Here is a 17,444-nt window from a genome sequence, read left to right as displayed (position 1 = left end):
GCGCCCTCCGGACGCCGGTCCGCCGGGCCGTCTACCAGTCCCGCAACAGCCCGGGCAGCTCGGCCAGGCGCTGGATCACGCCGTCGGGCTCGACGTCGACCGGGACCCGCTGCGCCACCGGGATGTCGCTGTGCGGCACCAGCACCGCCCGCATGCCGACGGCCTTGGCGCCGCTGATGTCGTCGTACGGGCGGTCGCCGACGTAGACGCAGCGCGCCGGGTCCTCGACCCCGACGGCGGCCATCGCCGCGCGGAAGGCCTCGGGGTGCGGCTTGGTGTACTCGAGGTCGCTGCTCCAGGTCACGCCGTCGAACAGGTGCAGCACCCGGTCCCGGCGCAGCCACTCCTCGTGCCACTCGCCGGGCCACATCGTGGAGGACAGCACCCCGAGCCGCAGCCCTCGCCCGCGCAGCTCCTCGAGCATCGGCGCCGCCTCCGGGTCGGTGTGGGTTGCCTGCACCCAGAACTCCCGGTAGGCCTCCAGTGCGGCACCGTGCAGCTCGGAGGTCTCGTCGACCGCGGCGTCGGCCAGCACGTGGGCGAGGTGGAAGGCGTGCGCGTCGTTCCGGACGCCGGCCCAGCGGGCGGTGTCGGCCTCGGCGAGGGCCGTGGCGACCTCGCGGGCCCGCTCCGGCTCGCCGGCGTGCAGGACCTCGCTGTAGGCCCGCCAGCCCGCGTGGAAGTCCATCGTGCGCCAGGGCGTGAGCGTGCCGCCCCAGTCGAAGAGGACGGCCTCGATCACGGCGCGATCACGGCGCGACCCGCTCCGCCCGCGCGACCCGGACGTCGTCCTCCCGTCGCTCCAGGTGCACCAGCACGTGCTTCTCCGCGAGGCGCTCGGCCACGCCCTCGCCCCACTCCACCGCGACGACGGCCTCGGTGAGGTCGGTGTCGAGATCCAGGTCGTCGAGCTCCGCGGCGACCGAGGCCACCGCCCCGAGCCGGTATGCGTCGACGTGCACCAGCGGGACGCCCGGCCCGTCGGGCAGCGGCCGGTGCTCCCGGGCGATGACGAAGGTCGGCGACGTGATCGGGCCCGCGACCCGCAGCCCGCGGGCCAGGCCGCGGACCAGCGCCGTCTTGCCCGCACCCAGCGGCCCGGACAGCACGACGAGGTCGCCGGCGCCCAGCTCGCGGCCCAGCTCCTCGCCGTAGGCCTCGGTGTCGGCCTGCTCCGGGAGCTCGACCGGCTCGTCCCACGTCATGCTCGCCTCCTGCGCCGGCGCGGGGCCCGCGAGGCCGCCCGCCGGACCAGTCCCTCCAGGGCCTCCTGGACCTCCTCGTGCCGCTCCAGCAGCGGCAGGTGCCCGACGCCCTCCAGCTCCAGCAGCTCGGCCTTCGGCAGCTCGGCGGCGATCCGCTCGCTGTGCGAGTACGGGATCACCTGGTCCTTCGTGCCGGCGACGATGAGCACCTCGCAGCCGGCGAGGGCGGGGAGCGCCGCCAGCCGGTCGTGCGTGCCGAGGGTGTCGGCGAAGTCGGTGAGCGCGTCGAGCGCGTTGGCGCTGATCATGGTGTCGACCAGGTCGACCAGCGCCGGGTCGACGCGGCGGTCGCCGAACGCGAAGCGCCGCGTGACGCCCCAGACGGCGTCGCCCAGCGCCTTGCGCGCGCCCTCCACGAACCGCGGCTGGACCCGGGCCAGCGCGCCGAGCCCGCGGGTGACCGGGTTGTGCCGGGAGAGCAGCGTGCCCGGCAGGCCCGCGCTGCCCATCTCGCCCGCCGTCGTCGCCACGAACCCCACGCCCAGCACGCGCGACTCGAACAGCTCGGGCTGCTGCTCGGCGAGGGCCATCAGCGTCATCCCGCCCATCGAGTGCCCGACGAGCACCAGCGGCCCGTCCGGCGCCAACGCCCGGATGACCGAGTCGAGGTCGTGGCCGAGCTGGTCGATCGTGCAGCTCTCCTGCGGCGCGCGCTCGGAGCGGCCGTGGCTGCGCTGGTCGTAGAGCACCGTGCGCACCGACGGGTCCGCCATCAGCGGGAACGCCTCCCGCTGGAAGTGCCAGGTGCGGCGGTCGAGGGCGAACCCGTGCACCAGCACCACGGTGAGCAGCGGCTCACCGGTGCGGGAGGGCACCTCCTCGCAGGCCAGCCGGATGCCGTCCTCGGCCATGACCGACGACGACGTCGGCGCCGGTTCGGCCCCCGGCTGCCGGCCCGCGGCGTCCAGCTCGCCCGCGAGCCGGCGGCGCTCCTTGGCGATCTCGTGCCGCTTGTGGCTCGCCACCCCGACGCCGACCGCGGCACCCGCCGCCCCGACGACCCCGCCCGCGACCCCGAGCGCCTGCCACAGCCTCCGGCCGGCCACGCTCACTCCCCCACGTCCAGGTGCGTGCGGCGGACCCGGGCGCCGTGCACGCCGGTGGCGATCTCGTAGTGGATCGTGCCCAGCTCGGTGGCCCAGTCCTGGGCGGTGGGGCCGCCGCCGACGCCCGCGCCGAAGAGCACGGCGGTGTCGCCCTCGTGGACCTCGTCCTCGCCGCAGTCGACGACGACCTGGTCCATGCACACGCGGCCGACCACCGGGCGGACCTTGCCCGCGAGGTGCACGCGCATCCGGCCGCGGGAGTTCAGCCGGCGCGGGACGCCGTCCGCGTAGCCCGCCGGCACCAGGGCCAGCGTGGTCCCGTGCGGGGTCGTCCACTCGTGCCCGTACGACACGCCCTCGTCGGCCGGGACCCGCTTGACCAGCGCGACCCGTGCCCGGAACTCCATCGCCGGACGCAGTGGCGACTCCTCGACCGGCCGGTCCAGCGGGTCGAGCCCGTAGACCGCGATGCCGGGCCGGACGAGGTCGAGGTGCAGGTCGGGGCGGGTGAGCGTGGCCGCGGAGTTGGCGAGGTGCCGCAGCGGCGCGAACCCGCGCTCGCGGGCCTGCTCCCAGGCCGCGTTCAGCCGCGCGAGCTGGGTGTCGATCACCGGGTGGTGCGGCTGGTCGGCGTGCGCGAGGTGCGACCACACGGCGACGACCTCGGCCTCCTCCCCGGCTTTCTCCACCGCGTCGAGCAGCTCGGGCCAGTCGGCGGGCTGGCAGCCGTTGCGGGACAGCCCGGTGTCGATCTTGAGGTGCAGCCGGGCCGGACGGCCGGCGCGACGGGCGCCGTCGAGCACGCCGGCGAGGTGCCGGACCGAGGAGACGGCGAGGTCGACGTCCGCCGCGACGGCCGGGGCGAAGTCCTCGTCCGGCAGGTGCAGCCAGGAGAGCACGGAGGCGGTGATGCCGGCCGCGCGCAGCTCCAGGGCCTCCTCGATCGTGCACACCCCGAGCCAGGTGGCGCCGGCCGTCAGCGCCGCGCGTCCGACCTCGACCGCGCCGTGCCCGTACCCGTCGGCCTTGACGACCGCCATCGTGCCCGCGCCCGACTCCCGGGCCAGCCCGGACAGCAGCGCGACGTTGTGCCGGATCGCGCCCAGGTCGACCGCCGCCTCGGCGCGCGGATGAGCCGTGCCGTGGGGCGTTCCGCCCGGCGGGGCCGTTCTGGCTTGCGGGGCCGATCCGGCGGGTGGGGCCGTTCCGGGAAGCGAGGACACGCCCGCATTCTGACATCCGCCCCCGACAGGAGCTGTATCGATCACGGTCGTGGTGGGGGACAAGGGATCCCGTCCGCACAGCCCTCGGCTCGTCGCACACCGGTCCGAGCTCCGTGCCACACCGGCGGGGTGAGCCGCACACCCCGTCGACAGGGTGTGCGGTGTCCGAGCGGGTGTGCGGCCGGGGCCACGCGGGTGGCCGCCGACGAAGCCCTGGGTCACGACGATGTTCTTGGCCGGACGAGCCGGTGGGCGAGCCCCGCGGGCAGCCGGGACTTCCGGACCGGGCGCTGTCCCGGGAAGCCCGCGCGTCCGGTGCACCCGGTGCATCCGAGACGCGGATCCAGGCGACCGCCACGGCGGGCGGCAGGAGGTCTGCCTCAAGATCAGCGAATTCGTGCGCTCACGGCAGCCGGCGAAACCTTCTGTGCACGGAACCGGCGACCATGCCGACACTGATCACCATCTACGTGCAGGTACGGCACCCGCGAGCTCGTCCTGCGTCGGCCAGCCCGCCTGCCGCACCTGCCCGGTCGGGCCACACCCGTCGGCAACCCGCGCCCCGAATTCCTGCGCTCTGCGGCCGAGGCGGATCGGATGTGCCGGAATGGATGTGCCGGCCACAGCAGGCGATCTCGACCCAGACTCGGGCCCAGCCCGACCCACGCGACGCAAGATCAGCAAATGTGTACATCCCCGGCAGTCAGCGAAACCCCCTGTGCACGGAATCGGCGACCTTGCCGACGCTGATCACCGGTCTGGTGCGATCACGGCGGCCCTGCGCCCCTCACATCCGACTCCACCCGCCCGCCCCGGTGACACCCCGTCGACGGCCCCCGCGGACTCGAGCGAGGGGCTTTCCCGAGCGGATGAGCGAGGCGGAGTGGCCCGACGGAACACCACCGACACAAGATGTGCGAACCCGTGCACCCACGGCTCCCGGCATAGCTCTCTCCGCACCCAACCGCCGATCAAGACGCGGCAGCTCTCACCCCTCCGCACCCGACCGCCGATCATGTCGACGCAGCCCTCACTCCCCGAGCGCGGCCTTCCGCACCTCGTGGATGGCGGCCGGGATCGCCGCCTGGAGCGTGGAGGCGGGGGCGGGGACGGCCGGCTCCCCGCCCACCCGCTCCGCCGCGAGCGTCGCGGCGCGCGAGTGCACGTGGGCCGCGCAGCCCGCGGCCCACCAGGGCTCCAGTCCCGCGGCGAGCAACGCGCCGACCATCCCGGTGAGGACGTCGCCGGAGCCGGCGGTGGCGGCCCATGCGTTGTCGGAGGGGTTGACCAGCGCGCGCCCGTCCGGGTCGGCGACCACGGTCGCGTTGCCCTTGAGCAGCACGGTCACGTCGAGCTCGGCCGCGGCCCGCCGCGCGGCGCCGATCCGGTCGGCGCCCACGTCGCCCGCCATCCGCGCGAACTCCCCGGCGTGCGGCGTGAGCACGATCGACCGGCCCCGCACCGTCCGCCGGAGGTCCTCGTGCTCGGCGAGCAGGGTGATGCCGTCGGCGTCGATACAGGTGGGGACGTCCCGGGCGAGGACGCCGGCGAGCAGGTCGTACCCGGCGTCGTCGGTGCCGATGCCGGGGCCCACCGACCAGGCCTGGGTGCGTCCGGCCTGCTCGAGGTCGTCGGTGCCGACGACCTCGGGCCAGTGCGAGCGGACGACGTCGGCGGCCGTGCCGGCGAACCGGACCATGCCGCTGGTCGCGAGCACCGCGGACCCGGTCGCCAGCACCGCGGCGCCCGGGTAGGTGGCCGACCCGGCGGCCACGCCGACCACGCCCTGCGTGTACTTGTCGTCGGTGGGTCCGGGGATCGGCCAGCGCTCCCCCGCGTCGGCGGTGTCGAGCACCCACGCGTGCGGCTCCGGCAGGTGCGGGCCGAGCCCGATGTCGACGAGCACGACCTCCCCGCACCGCGGCCGCGCCAGCACGTGCACCGGCTTGAGCGCCCCGAACGTCACGGTCAACGTTGCCCGGACGGCGGCCCCCTCGGTCGTGCCGGTGTCCGCGTCGACGCCGCTGGGCAGGTCGACGGCCACGATCGGTACCCCGGCCGCCCCCGCGGCCTCGACGAGCGCGCCGGCCGGTTCGCGCAGCGCGCCCTTGCCGGAGATCCCCACGATCCCGTCGACGACGACGTCGGCGCCGGCCACCGCCTCCCGCGCCGCCGGGTCCTCGGCCCCCAGCACCCGCCCGTGCGCCCGGCGCAGCGCCGCGAGCCCCTCCGGATGGGCGCGGTCCGGCGCGAGCAGCACGGCGGTGACGGCCAGCCCCCCGCGCCGCAGCCCGGCCCCCGCCCACAGCGCGTCGCCGCCGTTGTTGCCGGCCCCCACCAGCAACGTCACCCGCCGCCCGGTCGACCGCCCGCGCCGCTCCCCGAGGAACCGGCGGACGCCGAGGGCGAGCCCGTGGGCGGCCCGGCGCATCAGCACGCCGTCGGGCATCCGGGCCAGGAGCACCTCCTCGGCCTCGCGGATCTGCTGCGCGGTCCACACACCCTGCATGGAGCGAACGCTAGCCGCGGGCCGCCCCGGCTACACCTCGTTGATGTCGAACTTGACGTCGCTGCCCTCGACCGCCGTCACCTTGGCGACGACGTCGAAGCTGCGCTGGGGCACCACGACGTGGCAGGTCAGCGTGGCGCCCACGGTCGCGTCGAGGCCCGACGGGCACTCGACGGAATTCGGCGCGGTCTGCAGCTGCTCCTGCACCACGCGGGTGATCTCGGACTTCACGTCGTCGCTCGAGACCGACATGCTGCAGGCGCTCAGGCCCAGGAGCAGGCCCCCGGCGGCGGCCAGCGTGCCGATGGTACGTGCGATCCTGGCGTTCATCGTCTGTCCCTCTCGGATGGGTGCCGGACCCCTTCCGGCCTGGTCAGAACGCTATTGACGCGCGCACCGCGGGACAGGAGTGGTGCTACCACACCCTCGCCTCGCACTGGCCACCCCACGGCGGGCGGGCAGCCCGACCGGGGCGATCGTCCGGGTACGCCGCTGGGCGGCGGTGATCGGGCGACGGTACGGTTCCGCTGTGAGCCGGACCAGCACGTTCACCCGTCCTCCCGCCCTGCGGAACGCCAAGGACGCGCTGGAGCAGCTGTCCCGGCCCGGCCCCAACGAGGTGCTGCGCGGCGACCTCGGGCTCGTCGGCATCCCCGGGGTGGTGTTCGCGCCGGCCGAGGGGCTCGGCCTGGCCGCCGTCGCCTTCGGGCACGACTGGATGCAGCCCGTGTCGCGCTACGCCGAGCTGCTGCGCCACCTCGCCTCGTGGGGCATCGTCGCGGCGGCGCCCGGATCGCAGGGCAGCCCGCTGCCGAGCGTGGCCCGGTTCTCCGCCGACCTGCGGACCACGCTCGACGTCTGCGCCGGCGTCCGGCTGGGCGAGGGCAGGATCAGTGTCGACGCGCGGCGGACGGCGCTCGCCGGGCACGGCATCGGCGCGGGCGCCGCGATGCTGGCCGCCGCCGGACATCCCAAGGTGGCCGCGGTGGTGGCGATCGCGGCGTCGCAGACCCGCCCGTCGCCGGTCGAGGCGGCCAAGGCGGTGACGGTGCCGTCGCTGAACATCGTCGCGGGAAACGACACCGTCGCACCGATCGCGGGGCACGGGGAGCAGATCGCCGCGGCCTGCGCGGGCCCCACCTGGGTGCGCCGGCTGCCGAAGGCCGGGCACACGGACTTCCTCGAGGGCCTGCACTGGTCGGACCTGGTGCTCTCCGGCGGCCCCAACGCCAAGACCCGGCGCATCACGCGCGCGCTCGTCACCGCGTTCCTGCTCAAGGAGCTGTGCGGCGAGGACCGGGTCGACGACCTGGTCGACGGCAAGGTTCCCGGCACCGTGCTGGAGACCCCGCAGGCCTGAGTCGTTCGCGATCGCGAACGATCGCGCCGATCCGCTCCGCTTCCGGCACCGGCGCCCGCATCCTGACCGCGTGCGCCCGGACCTCGACCTCGATCCCGACGGCCTCGACGCGGCCGCCGTCCACGCCGCCGTCCTGGGCCTCGATCTCGAGGAGCTCGCGCGGGTGCTGCACCGGTCGGACGACGACTGCCGCGAGATCGGACGGGTGGTCGCGGAGGCCGCCGCTCAGGTGGTCACGGCGGCCGAGACGTTCCGGCGGGTGGCGGGCTCGGCGCGGCGGGCGGAGGCCGACGCCGGGAGTGCCCTCGGATGAGCCGTCGGGAGCTCGACGCCGTGGTCGAGCGGCTGAGTGCCGCGGCCGCCGACGCCGCCCGGGTGGCCCGGACCGTGCATGCGAGCTGGTGGGACGCCCGCGGCGCCGAGTTCGCCGAGCGGCTCGCCCTCGTCGGGCGGGAGCTGGCCCGGCAGGCCGACGCGGTCGCCGAGCTGGCCCGCGGCCCCGCCCCCGACACCGTCGGCGACCCGGCCCCGGTCGACGCTCCGGCTGGACCGGTCCTGGTCGAGACGTCCGCCGACCCGGCCCCGATCGACATCGCCACCGGCCCGGTCCTGCCGGGTACCGGTGGCCGACGGACCGGCGAGGCCCGGGGCGTGCGGCTCCCGCTGCTCCACGACGAGCGGGAGCCGGCCGGGCCGGCCTGAGCCCCGCGCGGGGCTCAGACTGCCGCAGCCACCACGGAGGCGATCCGGCCTGCGGTCGACTCCGCGAGCTCCTGGGTGCCGGCCTCGACCATCACCCGGACCAGCTGCTCGGTGCCCGAGGGGCGCAGCAGCACGCGGCCGGTCTCGCCGAGCTCGGCCTCGGCCTTCGCGACCGCCTCGGCCACCGCGGGCGACGCCGCGACGGCCTCCTTGTCGGCCACCTTCACGTTCTGCAGCACCTGCGGCAGCGGCTGCACCACGGACGCGAGCTCCGCCAGGGTCCGGCCGGTCTCGGTCATGCGGCTCATCAGGCGCATCGCCGTGAGCAGGCCGTCGCCCGTGGTCGCGTGCCCGGGGAGCACGACGTGCCCGGACTGCTCGCCGCCGAGGGTGAACCCGTGGGCGCGCAGGTCCTCGAGGACGTACCGGTCGCCGACCGCGGTGGTGCGCAGCGTGACGCCCTCCGCCTTCATCGCCAGGTGCAGCGCGAGGTTGCTCATCACCGTGGCGACGAGGGTGTCCTCGACCAGCTCGCCGGACTCCTTCATGGCGAGCGCGAGGATCGCCATGATCTGGTCGCCGTCGACGATCCGGCCCTCGGCGTCGACGGCCAGGCAGCGATCGGCGTCGCCGTCGTGCGCGATGCCCAGGTCGGCGCCGCGCTCGACAACGGCGGCCTGCAGCGCCTCCATGTGCGTGGAGCCCACACCGGCGTTGATGTTCAGCCCGTCCGGCGAGGCGTGCAGCGCGACGACCTCGGCGCCGGCCTTGGTGTAGGCCGTCGGCGCGGCCTCCGAGGCCGCCCCGTGCGCGCAGTCGACGACGACCTTCAGCCCGGTGAGCGGGCGGGGGGTCGCGACGAGCAGGTGGGCGACGTACTGGTCGAGCGCCTCCGGCAGGTCCCGGACGCGGCCGATGTCGGCACCGGTCGGGCGGGTCCACCCGGCCGTGAGCCCCTGCTCGATCTCGAGCTCGAGCGCGTCGGGCAGCTTGTGCCCGCCCGCGGCGAACAGCTTGATCCCGTTGTCCGGCATCGCGTTGTGCGAGGCCGAGATCATGACGCCCAGGTCGGCGCCCAGCGAGTCCACGAGGTGGGCGACCGCGGGGGTGGGCAGCACACCGAGACGCACCGCGTCCGCCCCTGCGGACGTGAGGCCGGCGAGCACGGCGGCCTCGAGCATCTCGCCGCTGGCCCGCGGGTCGCGCCCGACGAGCGCGACGGGCCGGTGCTCGTCCCCGGCGGCGCGGTGGGCGGCCAGGACACGGGCGGCCGAGGCGGAGACGGAAACGGCGAGCTCCGGGGTGAGGAGCTCGCCGTTCGCCAGGCCCCGGACGCCGTCGGTTCCGAAGAGTCGACGCATCCGGCTACCGGATCAACGCTTCGAGTACTGAGGCGCCTTGCGGGCCTTCTTGAGGCCGTACTTCTTGCGCTCGGTGGCGCGGGCGTCCCGGGTGAGGAAGCCGGCCTTCTTCAGCGGCGGGCGGTCCTCGGAGTCCACCTCGACCAGCGCGCGGGCGATGGCCAGGCGCAGCGCACCGGCCTGGCCGGAGGTGCCGCCGCCGGTGAGGTTGGCGAAGATGTCGAACCGCTCGGTCTTCTCGACCGTGACCAGCGGCTCCTTGATCAGCTGCTGGTGCAGCTTGTTCGGGAAGTAGACCTCGAGGGACTTCCCGTTCAGCGTGAACTGACCCGAGCCGGGGACGAGCCGCACCCGGACCACGGCCTCCTTGCGGCGGCCGACGGTCTGCACCGGGCGGTCGGAGACGATCGGGGCCTCGACGGCGAACTCGTCGGAGACGGCCTCGGTCTCGCCCTCGTCGTACGACGCGGCCTCGCCGATGGTGTAGTCCAGGTTGTCGCCGGCCTCGGAGGTGTAGACCTCCTGCTCGGGCGACTCGGGGGTGCTCACGCTCTGTCCCTCTTCGTTGCTCTCGGGGTAGGTCACTGGGCGACCTGGGTGATCTCGAACGGCTGCGGCTTCTGGGCCGTGTGCGGGTGCGACGGGCCGGCGTAGACCTTCAGCTTCTTGGCCATCGCGCGGCCGAGCCGGTTCTTGGGCAGCATGCCCTTGACGGCCTTCTCGACCAGCCGGTCGGGGTGCGCCTCGATCATCTCGCCGACCGAGCGCTGCTTGAGGCCGCCCGGGAAGCCCGAGTGCCGGTAGACGAACTTGTCGTCCCGCTTCGTACCCGAGACCGCGATCTTCTCCGCGTTGACGATGACGACGAAGTCGCCGGTGTCCATGTGCGGCGCGTAGGTCGGCTTGTGCTTGCCGCGCAGCAGCGTGGCGGCGTGGGTGGCCAGTCGACCGAGCACCACGTCGGTGGCGTCGATCACGTGCCAGGCACGGGTGATCTCACCGGGCTTGGGGCTGTACGTGGGCACGGGTCTACCTCGTCGTTCTCGGGCTCGGGAGCTGCCTCGAAGTCAGTCTCTCTTCTGGTGCGCCGGTGCGGACGCCGTCCGACCACCGACCGGGGCCGGCGGCGGCGCGGGTCTCCACCCGTCGCACAACGAACAGTCAGGGTACCCGTCGCTCGAAACGGAGGTCAAAACGCCCCCTCACCGACCACGAACGCCCTGCTCGAACGAGGGTACGCGCCCCCGTTCCCGACTCCCCACGCGGGGGGCGGGGGCGCGGTCCGCGACACCGCCGGTCACGCCCAGCGGCGCGCGTTCGCCTGCTCGACCTGCCGGTAGCCCTCCTCCGCCCGGCCGAGCGCCTCGCCGATCCGGGCGAGCACGGCGGTGAGGTCGGCCGCGGCCGCGTCCCACTGCCGCTGGCGGGCGGCGTAGTCCGTCGCGGCCTCGCCCTCCCAGGTCGCGGCCAGCGGCGCGAGCTCGCTCCGCAGCTCGTCGAGCCGACCGGTGATGCGTGCGGCGGTGCCCGCGACGGCGGTCCGCGCCGCGGCGAGCTCGGCGAAGGTGACCCTGATCTCGCCCATCGCGTCAGCCCAGCGCCGCGCGGATGGCCGACAGCGAGGCGGACCGGTCCTCCTCGGCCTGCCGGTACGTGCGGCCCGACCCGGTGATCGCCTCGCCGATGCCGTGCAGGGCGGCGGAGAGTGCGCGGGCGTCGGCGTCCCAGCGGGCCATGAGCGACTCGAAGGTCGCGGCGGCCTCGCCGCGCCAGGTGCCGGCGAGCGGCGTGAGCCGGGAACGCAGCGCACTCAGTTCGCCCTGCACCTGCTCGTCCGCCTCCAGCACCCGGCCGCCGGCCCTGGCCATCTCCTCCGGTGTGGTGCCGAACCCGCCGGCCCCGGTCATCCCGCTCGTCATGAGGTCCTCCCCTGCTGTGGTGGTGCGACGCCGTGGTGGTGCGACGCTGTAGTGGCGCGACGCTGTAGTGGCGCGACGCCGTGGTGGTGCGACGCTGTGGTGCGGCGAGCCTCGCAGCGGCGGCGCCGGCCCGAGGCGGTTCGCGGGATCCGTTCGCGATGGTGAAGGGGTCGGTCCCGGACCCCCGGGTGAAGGGGCAGGTCAGTCCCGGACCCGCAGCGACGCGACGACGACCGCGCACGCCCGGGCGACCGCCGCCGACCCGCCGGGCGGGTACCGGCAGCCGACGCTGAGCTGGTCCGTGCCCTGCAGCCGGACGTGCCACTCGACCGTCGCCGGGCCGTCGCGCTCCTCGTAGCGCAGCGCGCCGCCCTCCTCACGGAAGCCCCCGAGCCGCTGCCCGGCCGCGACGCCCCGGTCGTAGCGGTCGCGCAACTCGGCCCGGGCCCGCGCACCTTCGGTGCCGGCGTCGTAGCCCAGCGGGGTGCGTTCGACGGCCACGAGCCCGGTCCCGTCCGGTTGGTCCGCGGGCGCGAGCAGGGTGCGGCGGCGCTCGGGCGCGCCGCCGACGTGGGTCCAGCCCTCCGGCACGGCGACCTCGTAGCCGTACTGGACCAGCCGGTCCGCGGGCAGCGGGTCGGGGAGGAGGAGGCCGAGGGCGACCAGGCCCGCGGCCGCGACCGCGCTCCCGGCGACAGCGAGCAGCCGCCGGCGGCGGGGCAAGGGCGGGGGCAGGAGAAGCGGTGGCGGGAGGAGCGGGGACCGCTGCTCCGGCGCACGGCCGCGTGCCGGCTCGGGCGCCGCGAGCACGGCCGTCACCTCCGGTCGCGGCGCGACCGTGACCGGCCCGAGGCCCGCCTCGTCGAGCAGCGCGGCGAGCAGCGGGGTCCGCGCCACCCCGCCGACCAGCAGCACCGGTCCCGGTGGCACGGCCGCCACGACCCGCGCGAGGAGCGGCACAAGCGCCTCCTGCACCTGCTCCGCGGTGACCCGGACGCGCCCGGCCCCGGTCCCGACGGTCGCGGAGGGCAGCAGCGAGAGCGTCTCGCGGAGCACTGTGACATCGGCCTCGCGGCGCGGGGGCGCGGGCAACAGCGCGCGGACGGCGGCGTCGAGATGCACGCCGCCCACCGGGACCTGGCGGACGAGCCGCCCGTCGCGCAGCACCCGCGTCCCCGACGCGCCGGCGTCGACGACCAGGCCGCGGACCGGCCCCGGACGGACCGCCTGTGCGCCGGGCAGGAAGACCGCGGCCGCCGCACCCGGCGGGACGCCGGCCGGGAGCACGCCGAGCACCACCGCCCGGCCGTCCTCCCGGGCCGCCACGCGCGTGCCGCCACCGCCGGCATCGACGGTGGCGATTCCGACGGATTCGCAGGAGCGGGTCATGGTTCCGCCCACGCCACCTGCACCAGCCGCGGACCGCCCCGTCGGTCGACGAGCAGGCCACGGCCGGGCGGCTGGGGCCCGGCCCGCACCGCCCCGACCAGCGGCCCCTCGTCCGGGCTGCCGTGCATCACGAGCGCGGGCCCGCCGAGCTCCCGGAGCCGCCCGACGACCGGGTCGAACAGTGCCCGCGCGGCCCCGCCGGTGCGCCGCGCGACGACCAGGTGCAGCCCGACGTCGGCCGCCTGCGGCAGGAACTCCGCGAGCGGCACGAGGGGGTGCGGCGCGGTCGAGCCCGCCGGCGCGACGAGGTCGTAGTCGTCGACGAGCACCCAGACGTCCGGGCCCGACCACCAGTCGCGCGCCGCCAGCTGCTCGGGCGTGACGTCGGGGCCGGGGAGCCGGCGGCGCAACGTCGCCGCGAGCTCGCGGCCCGCGTGGGCGATCGCGGTCGCGGTGCCCGCGTGCTCGATCACGTGGCCCGCGGGCAGCGCGCCGAGCAGCGACCGGCGCGGGTCGATCACCACGATCCGGGCCTGCTCGGGCGTGTGCCGGGCCGCGACACCGCGGGCCACGAGGCGCAGCAGGGCCGTCTTGCCACTGCGGGCGTCGGCGAAGCAGAGCAGGTGCGGCTCGGCCGGGTCGAGCACGACCGGTTCCAGGTGCTCCTCGTCGAGGCCGAGCGGGAGGCCGTCGACGGTGTCGAGCAGGGGGTCCGCGGGGACGAGCGCCGGCAGCACCCGGACCGGCGGGAACGGCGGCCCGGGCCGGTGGACGAGCCGGGCGGGCGCGGCGAGGACCATCGCGTCGCCGTCGGGTGCGAGGCCGTGGCCGGGCCGCGCGGGCACGCCGGCGGCCCGCCGGCGGTCCACCTCGGAGTCCCCCGGCTCGCCGAGCCGCAGCTCCAGCCGGGTCCCGAGCTGGTCCTTCAGCGCCGGCCGCAGCTCGGCCCAGCGGCCGACCGACACCGCCAGGTGGATCCCGTACGCGAGACCGCGCGCGGCGATCGCGGCGAGCCGGGCGGCCGGGTCGGACGCGTCGGTCGGTTCCGCCGTCAGGGCGGCGTAGCCGTCGACGACGAGCAGGACGTCCGACGCCGGCTCGTCGGCCAGCTCCCCGGCCGCCCGCCGCGCCCGGAACTCCTCCACGGACCCGATGCCCTCCGCGCGGAACCGCGCCTCGCGCCGGGCGAGCACCCCGCCGACCTCGGCGAGCGTGCGGCGCCCGAGGTCGGGGTCGGCGGCGACCGTGCCGACGTGCGGCAGCTCCTCGAGCACCGCGAGCGTGCCCCCGCCGAGGTCGAGGACGTGCACGCCCAGCTCGGCCGGGGTGTGCGCGCGGGCGAGCGCGGCGCCGAGGGTGCGCAACGCCGTCGACTTGCCCGATCGCGGCCCGCCGGCCACCGCGACGTGCCCCGCCGCGCCTGCGAGGTCGACGACGAGCGGGTCGCGGCGCTGCCTGGCGGGCCGGTCGACCAGGCCCACGGGTACCCGCAGCGCGGACCCGGCGGCGAGCTCGTCGAGCGGGGGCGGTTCGTCGAGCGGCGGCAGCCAGACCCGGTGTGCCGCAGGGCCTCCGAGCGCGATGACGGCGTCGACCGCCGCGTCGAGCACGGACTCCCCCGTCGGTTCGGGGCGCCGCTCCGGTGCCGTGACAGGCGCCGCCGTGAACCGGTGCGCCCGGCGTGCGGCGACGGTCCCGCCCCCGGGCGCGGACCCGGAGACGTACGCGCTCCGGAACCGGACGAGCTGGTCGGTGCCCGCCGACAGGATCGCGGCACCGGGCATCGGCGGGAGTGCGTGCGCGTCGGGCACGCCCAGCACGGCCCGCGACTCGGAGGCGGAGAAGGTGCGCAGCGCGATCCGGTAGGACAGGTGCGACTCGAGCCCGCGCAACCGCCCCTCGTCGAGCCGCTGCGAGGCCAGCAGCAGGTGCAGCCCGAGCGAGCGGCCCAGCCGGCCCACGGTCACGAACAGCTCGACGAGCTCGGACCTGCGGGCGAGGAGCTCGGAGAACTCGTCGACCACGACCAGGAGCGCGGGCAGCGGCGGCAGAGCCCGACCGGCGGCGCGTTCCCGCTCGTACTCGGCGATCCCGGCGAGGTTCCCCGCGGCCCGCAGCAGCTCCTGACGCCGGAGGATCTCGCCCTCGAGGGCGTCGGCCATCCGGTCGACGAGGGCGAGCTCGTCGACCAGGTTGGTGATCACGGCGGAGACGTGCGGCAGCCCGGCGAGGCCGAGGAAGGTCGCGCCGCCCTTGAAGTCGACGAGCACGAGGTTCAGCTCCTCCGGGCCGTGCGCGAGCACCAGACCGACGACCAGGGTCCGCAGCAGCTCGCTCTTGCCCGACCCGGTCGCGCCGACGCACAGGCCGTGCGGGCCGCTGCCGCCGCGCGCGGACTCCTTGAGGTCGAGCAGGAGCGGGCGGCCGGCGTCGTCGAGACCGAGCGGGATCCGCATCCGGTCCGCCGCCGCGCGCGACCGCCGCAGCGCGGCGACCTCCGCAGGCCGGATCCCTGTCAGCCCCAGCAGGTCCGGCAGGCCGTGTGCGGCCGGCCGGGCCCGTTCGGTGCCTGCGGGCCGGTACCGGGCGAGCCGGCGGGCGAGGGCGAGCGCGTCGGCCTCGTCGAGCTCGTCGGGGCGGGTGACGGGGCCGGGCTCGTCGAGCCGCACCCGCACGACCGACGCGGACTCCCGCCGCGCCGCGGGCACGCCGACCCGCAGCACGGTCACGCCCTCGGCCGCCGCCCACGCCCCGGGACCGTCGGCCGGTCCGTCGACGACGACGAGCAGGTGCCGCGGCCCGGGGTCCGCGGCCCACCACCGGCGCAGCCGATCGGGGTCGTCTGTGATCATGCGGACGGGGCCGAGGGCGTCGCGCTCGACGGCGTGGGCGTTGTGCGGCAACCACTTCACCCAGTCCCATGCCGCCGCTCCGGTGAGCGCCGCGACGCGGGTGTCGGTGGGGCCGTGCCCGAGCGCGAACCCGGCGACGACGGCCCGGGCGACCGCCCGGGCCCGCTCCGGCGGCCCGTCGAGCCAGACCGCCGACGCCGCCCGCAGGTCGACGGCCACGGGCAGGTCCGGCACGACCGAGTGCCCCGCGAGCAGCCGGCGCAGCGCGCGGGTGCTCACGGGCTCGACGCCGTCGACGGGCCCGGTGCGGGGCGGCAGGAGCGGGGTGGCCAGCCGCTGCGGGCCGAGGCCGACGCGGACGTGCGCGAAGTCGTCGTCGCCGGGGTCGCGTTCCCACAGCCGCCCGGCGGCGAGCACCTCCGGCCAGGCGGCGGGGTGCGGGTGCTGTTCCTCCAGGGCCGCCCGCTGCGCCGCGGCGACCCGCTCGGCGCGCTCCCGGAGCTGCGCGAGATAGCGCAGGTAGTCGCGGCGGTCCTCGTCGAGGGTCGCGGTGCGCTCGGAGCCGCGGGCGGTGCCGCCGGTGAGCAACATGCCGACCGACGACAGCGCGAACATCCCGCCGAACACCCATGTCGTCGGCTCGCTCGGCCCCACGGCGACCACACCGAGCGAGCCGAGCAGCATCGCGACCGGCAGCGCCCGGGCGAGCAGCCCGGGCGGGACCGCCCGCTCCGGCTCCGGCGGCGGCTCCACCCGGATCTCCCCGGCGGGCAGCGGTGCCGTCCGCCGTCGGCGCCGTGCGATCTCGACCGTCCCCACCTCGTGCCCCACTTTCGCCGAACGGCCGCGGGCGGACACCCGTTCGGCCGATACTGCGGCCGATGATCGCAACGCGAGGCAGCCCCGCGGGGCCGTTTCGCCGAAGTCGTGGACACCGGGAGGTCGTGGGTGGACACCTACCGCCGCGTGACGGTGCTGGCCCCGGCCTGCCGGCTCGACGTCGCGCTGCCCGCCGATCTCGCCGTGGCCGAGCTGGTGCCGATGGTGCGGGAGCTGCTGGGCGAGCCCGTGCCCGCCGCGGGGCGGGCTCCGCTGCCGTGGCGGCTCGACGGCGCGGCCGGGGCGCCGCTGCCGCCCGGCGCCACCCTCGCGCAGCTCGGGGTGCACGACGGCGAGCTGCTGCGGATCGGCCCGGCGGTCGCCCCGCCGCCCCCGCCGCGGTTCGACGACCTGCCCGAGGCCCTCGCCGCGGCCGTCGAGAAGGGGGCGCGGGCGGGCGGCGAACGGGTCCTCCCCGTCGCCGTCCTGGTCGCGGTGACGGTCGCCTCGGTGCTGCTCGCGGGGGTGCGCGGAAGCGGGGTGGTCGTCGCCGCGGCCGGAGTGGGGGTCGGGATCGGGGCGGCGGTGGGGGCGCTGGTGGTGGCAGCACGGGTGGGTGGCCGCTGCGCAGTGGGGATCACCCTGACCACACGGACTGCGGCCGGGTCCGCGGCGACCGGAGGCGGTGCTGCCAGTGTTGCGGCGTCGGGCGCCACGGCGGCCACTGCGGCCGGTGGAGCTGTGAACGCGAGCGCAACCGGCTGGCAGTCTTCCGATGGCCCGCCGACCTCCGGACGGGTCGGGGATCGGGCGCGGAGACTCGTCGCGGTCCTCTCCGCCCTGCCGCCTGCCGCGGCGGCGGGCTGGCTGATGACGCCGGGCTCCGCGACGGCGGCCGCGCTGGGCGCCGCGGCACTCGACCTGATCGCACAGGTCCGCGCAAGGGGCTGTCTCATAAACACATATGACGATGACGACGAATCAGGTGGTGTAGATCGC

Annotated in this window: 17 protein-coding genes; 4 read left to right on the top strand and 13 right to left on the bottom strand. The window is 76.3% G+C overall.

What is annotated here, in order from left to right:
- Window positions 1-31: 31 nt before the first annotated feature.
- From LWC33_RS22695 to LWC33_RS22670, 6 genes are all read right to left on the bottom strand, one after another.
- A complete protein-coding gene (locus LWC33_RS22695) occupies window positions 32-742 on the bottom strand; it encodes an HAD family hydrolase (RefSeq protein WP_233306457.1) in 711 nt (236 codons plus the stop codon).
- Between the two features lie 7 nt (window positions 743-749).
- Window positions 750-1,205, bottom strand: a complete 456-nt coding sequence (tsaE, locus tag LWC33_RS22690; RefSeq protein ID WP_233306456.1) for a tRNA (adenosine(37)-N6)-threonylcarbamoyltransferase complex ATPase subunit type 1 TsaE — start codon at window positions 1,203-1,205, stop codon at window positions 750-752.
- Entirely contained in the window at window positions 1,202-2,311 is a 1,110-nt protein-coding gene (locus LWC33_RS22685; RefSeq protein ID WP_233306455.1) for an alpha/beta fold hydrolase, read from the bottom strand. The genes tsaE and LWC33_RS22685 overlap by 4 nt, the downstream gene beginning before the upstream one ends.
- 2 nt (window positions 2,312-2,313) lie before the next feature.
- Window positions 2,314-3,417, bottom strand: a complete 1,104-nt coding sequence (gene alr / locus LWC33_RS22680) for an alanine racemase (protein WP_233306502.1) — start codon at window positions 3,415-3,417, stop codon at window positions 2,314-2,316.
- A gap of 1,147 nt (window positions 3,418-4,564) precedes the next feature.
- The gene (locus LWC33_RS22675) at window positions 4,565-6,043 is read right to left on the bottom strand and encodes an NAD(P)H-hydrate dehydratase (RefSeq protein WP_233306454.1); all 1,479 of its coding nucleotides are present in this window, start codon (window positions 6,041-6,043) and stop codon (window positions 4,565-4,567) included.
- Window positions 6,044-6,073: 30 nt separating this feature from the next.
- Complete coding sequence (locus LWC33_RS22670; RefSeq protein ID WP_233306453.1) at window positions 6,074-6,373, bottom strand: DUF4333 domain-containing protein; 300 nt, start codon at window positions 6,371-6,373, stop codon at window positions 6,074-6,076.
- A 199-nt stretch (window positions 6,374-6,572) separates the two neighbouring features.
- Between LWC33_RS22670 and LWC33_RS22665 the strand changes: the two genes are divergently transcribed.
- The 3 genes from LWC33_RS22665 to LWC33_RS22655 all read left to right on the top strand — a co-directional run bounded on the left by LWC33_RS22665 (window position 6,573) and on the right by LWC33_RS22655 (window position 8,105).
- A complete protein-coding gene (locus tag LWC33_RS22665; RefSeq protein WP_233306452.1) occupies window positions 6,573-7,403 on the top strand; it encodes a poly(ethylene terephthalate) hydrolase family protein in 831 nt (276 codons plus the stop codon).
- Window positions 7,404-7,473: 70 nt separating this feature from the next.
- Window positions 7,474-7,716 (top strand): hypothetical protein, encoded by a 243-nt coding sequence (locus tag LWC33_RS22660; RefSeq protein ID WP_233306451.1) that lies wholly within the window; start codon window positions 7,474-7,476, stop codon window positions 7,714-7,716.
- Window positions 7,713-8,105, top strand: a complete 393-nt coding sequence (locus LWC33_RS22655; RefSeq protein ID WP_233306450.1) for a hypothetical protein — start codon at window positions 7,713-7,715, stop codon at window positions 8,103-8,105. Before LWC33_RS22660 ends, LWC33_RS22655 begins: the two co-directional genes overlap by 4 nt.
- A gap of 14 nt (window positions 8,106-8,119) precedes the next feature.
- Here LWC33_RS22655 and glmM read toward each other — a convergent pair whose 3' ends face one another.
- The 7 genes from glmM to eccCa form a co-directional block, all read right to left on the bottom strand.
- Entirely contained in the window at window positions 8,120-9,466 is a 1,347-nt protein-coding gene (glmM, locus tag LWC33_RS22650; protein ID WP_233306449.1) for a phosphoglucosamine mutase, read from the bottom strand.
- A gap of 12 nt (window positions 9,467-9,478) precedes the next feature.
- Entirely contained in the window at window positions 9,479-10,015 is a 537-nt protein-coding gene (rpsI, locus tag LWC33_RS22645) for a 30S ribosomal protein S9 (RefSeq protein ID WP_372476673.1), read from the bottom strand.
- 32 nt (window positions 10,016-10,047) lie between these two features.
- On the bottom strand, window positions 10,048-10,491 hold the full coding sequence (gene rplM, locus LWC33_RS22640; RefSeq protein WP_233306447.1) for a 50S ribosomal protein L13: 444 nt from the start codon (window positions 10,489-10,491) through the stop codon (window positions 10,048-10,050).
- A gap of 272 nt (window positions 10,492-10,763) precedes the next feature.
- Window positions 10,764-11,051 carry a WXG100 family type VII secretion target gene (locus LWC33_RS22635; RefSeq protein WP_233306446.1) on the bottom strand — a complete coding sequence of 96 codons (288 nt, stop codon included), beginning with the start codon at window positions 11,049-11,051 and terminating at the stop codon, window positions 10,764-10,766.
- 4 nt (window positions 11,052-11,055) lie between these two features.
- Window positions 11,056-11,385, bottom strand: a complete 330-nt coding sequence (locus LWC33_RS22630) for a WXG100 family type VII secretion target (RefSeq protein WP_233306445.1) — start codon at window positions 11,383-11,385, stop codon at window positions 11,056-11,058.
- 201 nt (window positions 11,386-11,586) lie between these two features.
- Window positions 11,587-12,774 carry a type VII secretion-associated protein gene (locus LWC33_RS22625; RefSeq protein WP_233306444.1) on the bottom strand — a complete coding sequence of 396 codons (1,188 nt, stop codon included), beginning with the start codon at window positions 12,772-12,774 and terminating at the stop codon, window positions 11,587-11,589.
- A complete protein-coding gene (gene eccCa, locus LWC33_RS22620) occupies window positions 12,771-16,379 on the bottom strand; it encodes a type VII secretion protein EccCa (RefSeq protein ID WP_233306443.1) in 3,609 nt (1,202 codons plus the stop codon). The genes LWC33_RS22625 and eccCa overlap by 4 nt, the downstream gene beginning before the upstream one ends.
- Window positions 16,380-16,574: 195 nt before the next feature.
- Between eccCa and LWC33_RS22615 the strand changes: the two genes are divergently transcribed.
- The coding region (locus tag LWC33_RS22615) for an EsaB/YukD family protein (RefSeq protein ID WP_233306442.1) at window positions 16,575-17,444 on the top strand (870 nt) is incomplete at its 3' end.

The sequence above is a fragment of the Pseudonocardia terrae genome, from assembly GCF_021343995.1.
Classification (GTDB): Bacteria; Actinomycetota; Actinomycetes; order Mycobacteriales; family Pseudonocardiaceae; genus Pseudonocardia; species Pseudonocardia terrae.
This window is presented reverse-complemented; position numbering and strand designations above follow the sequence as displayed.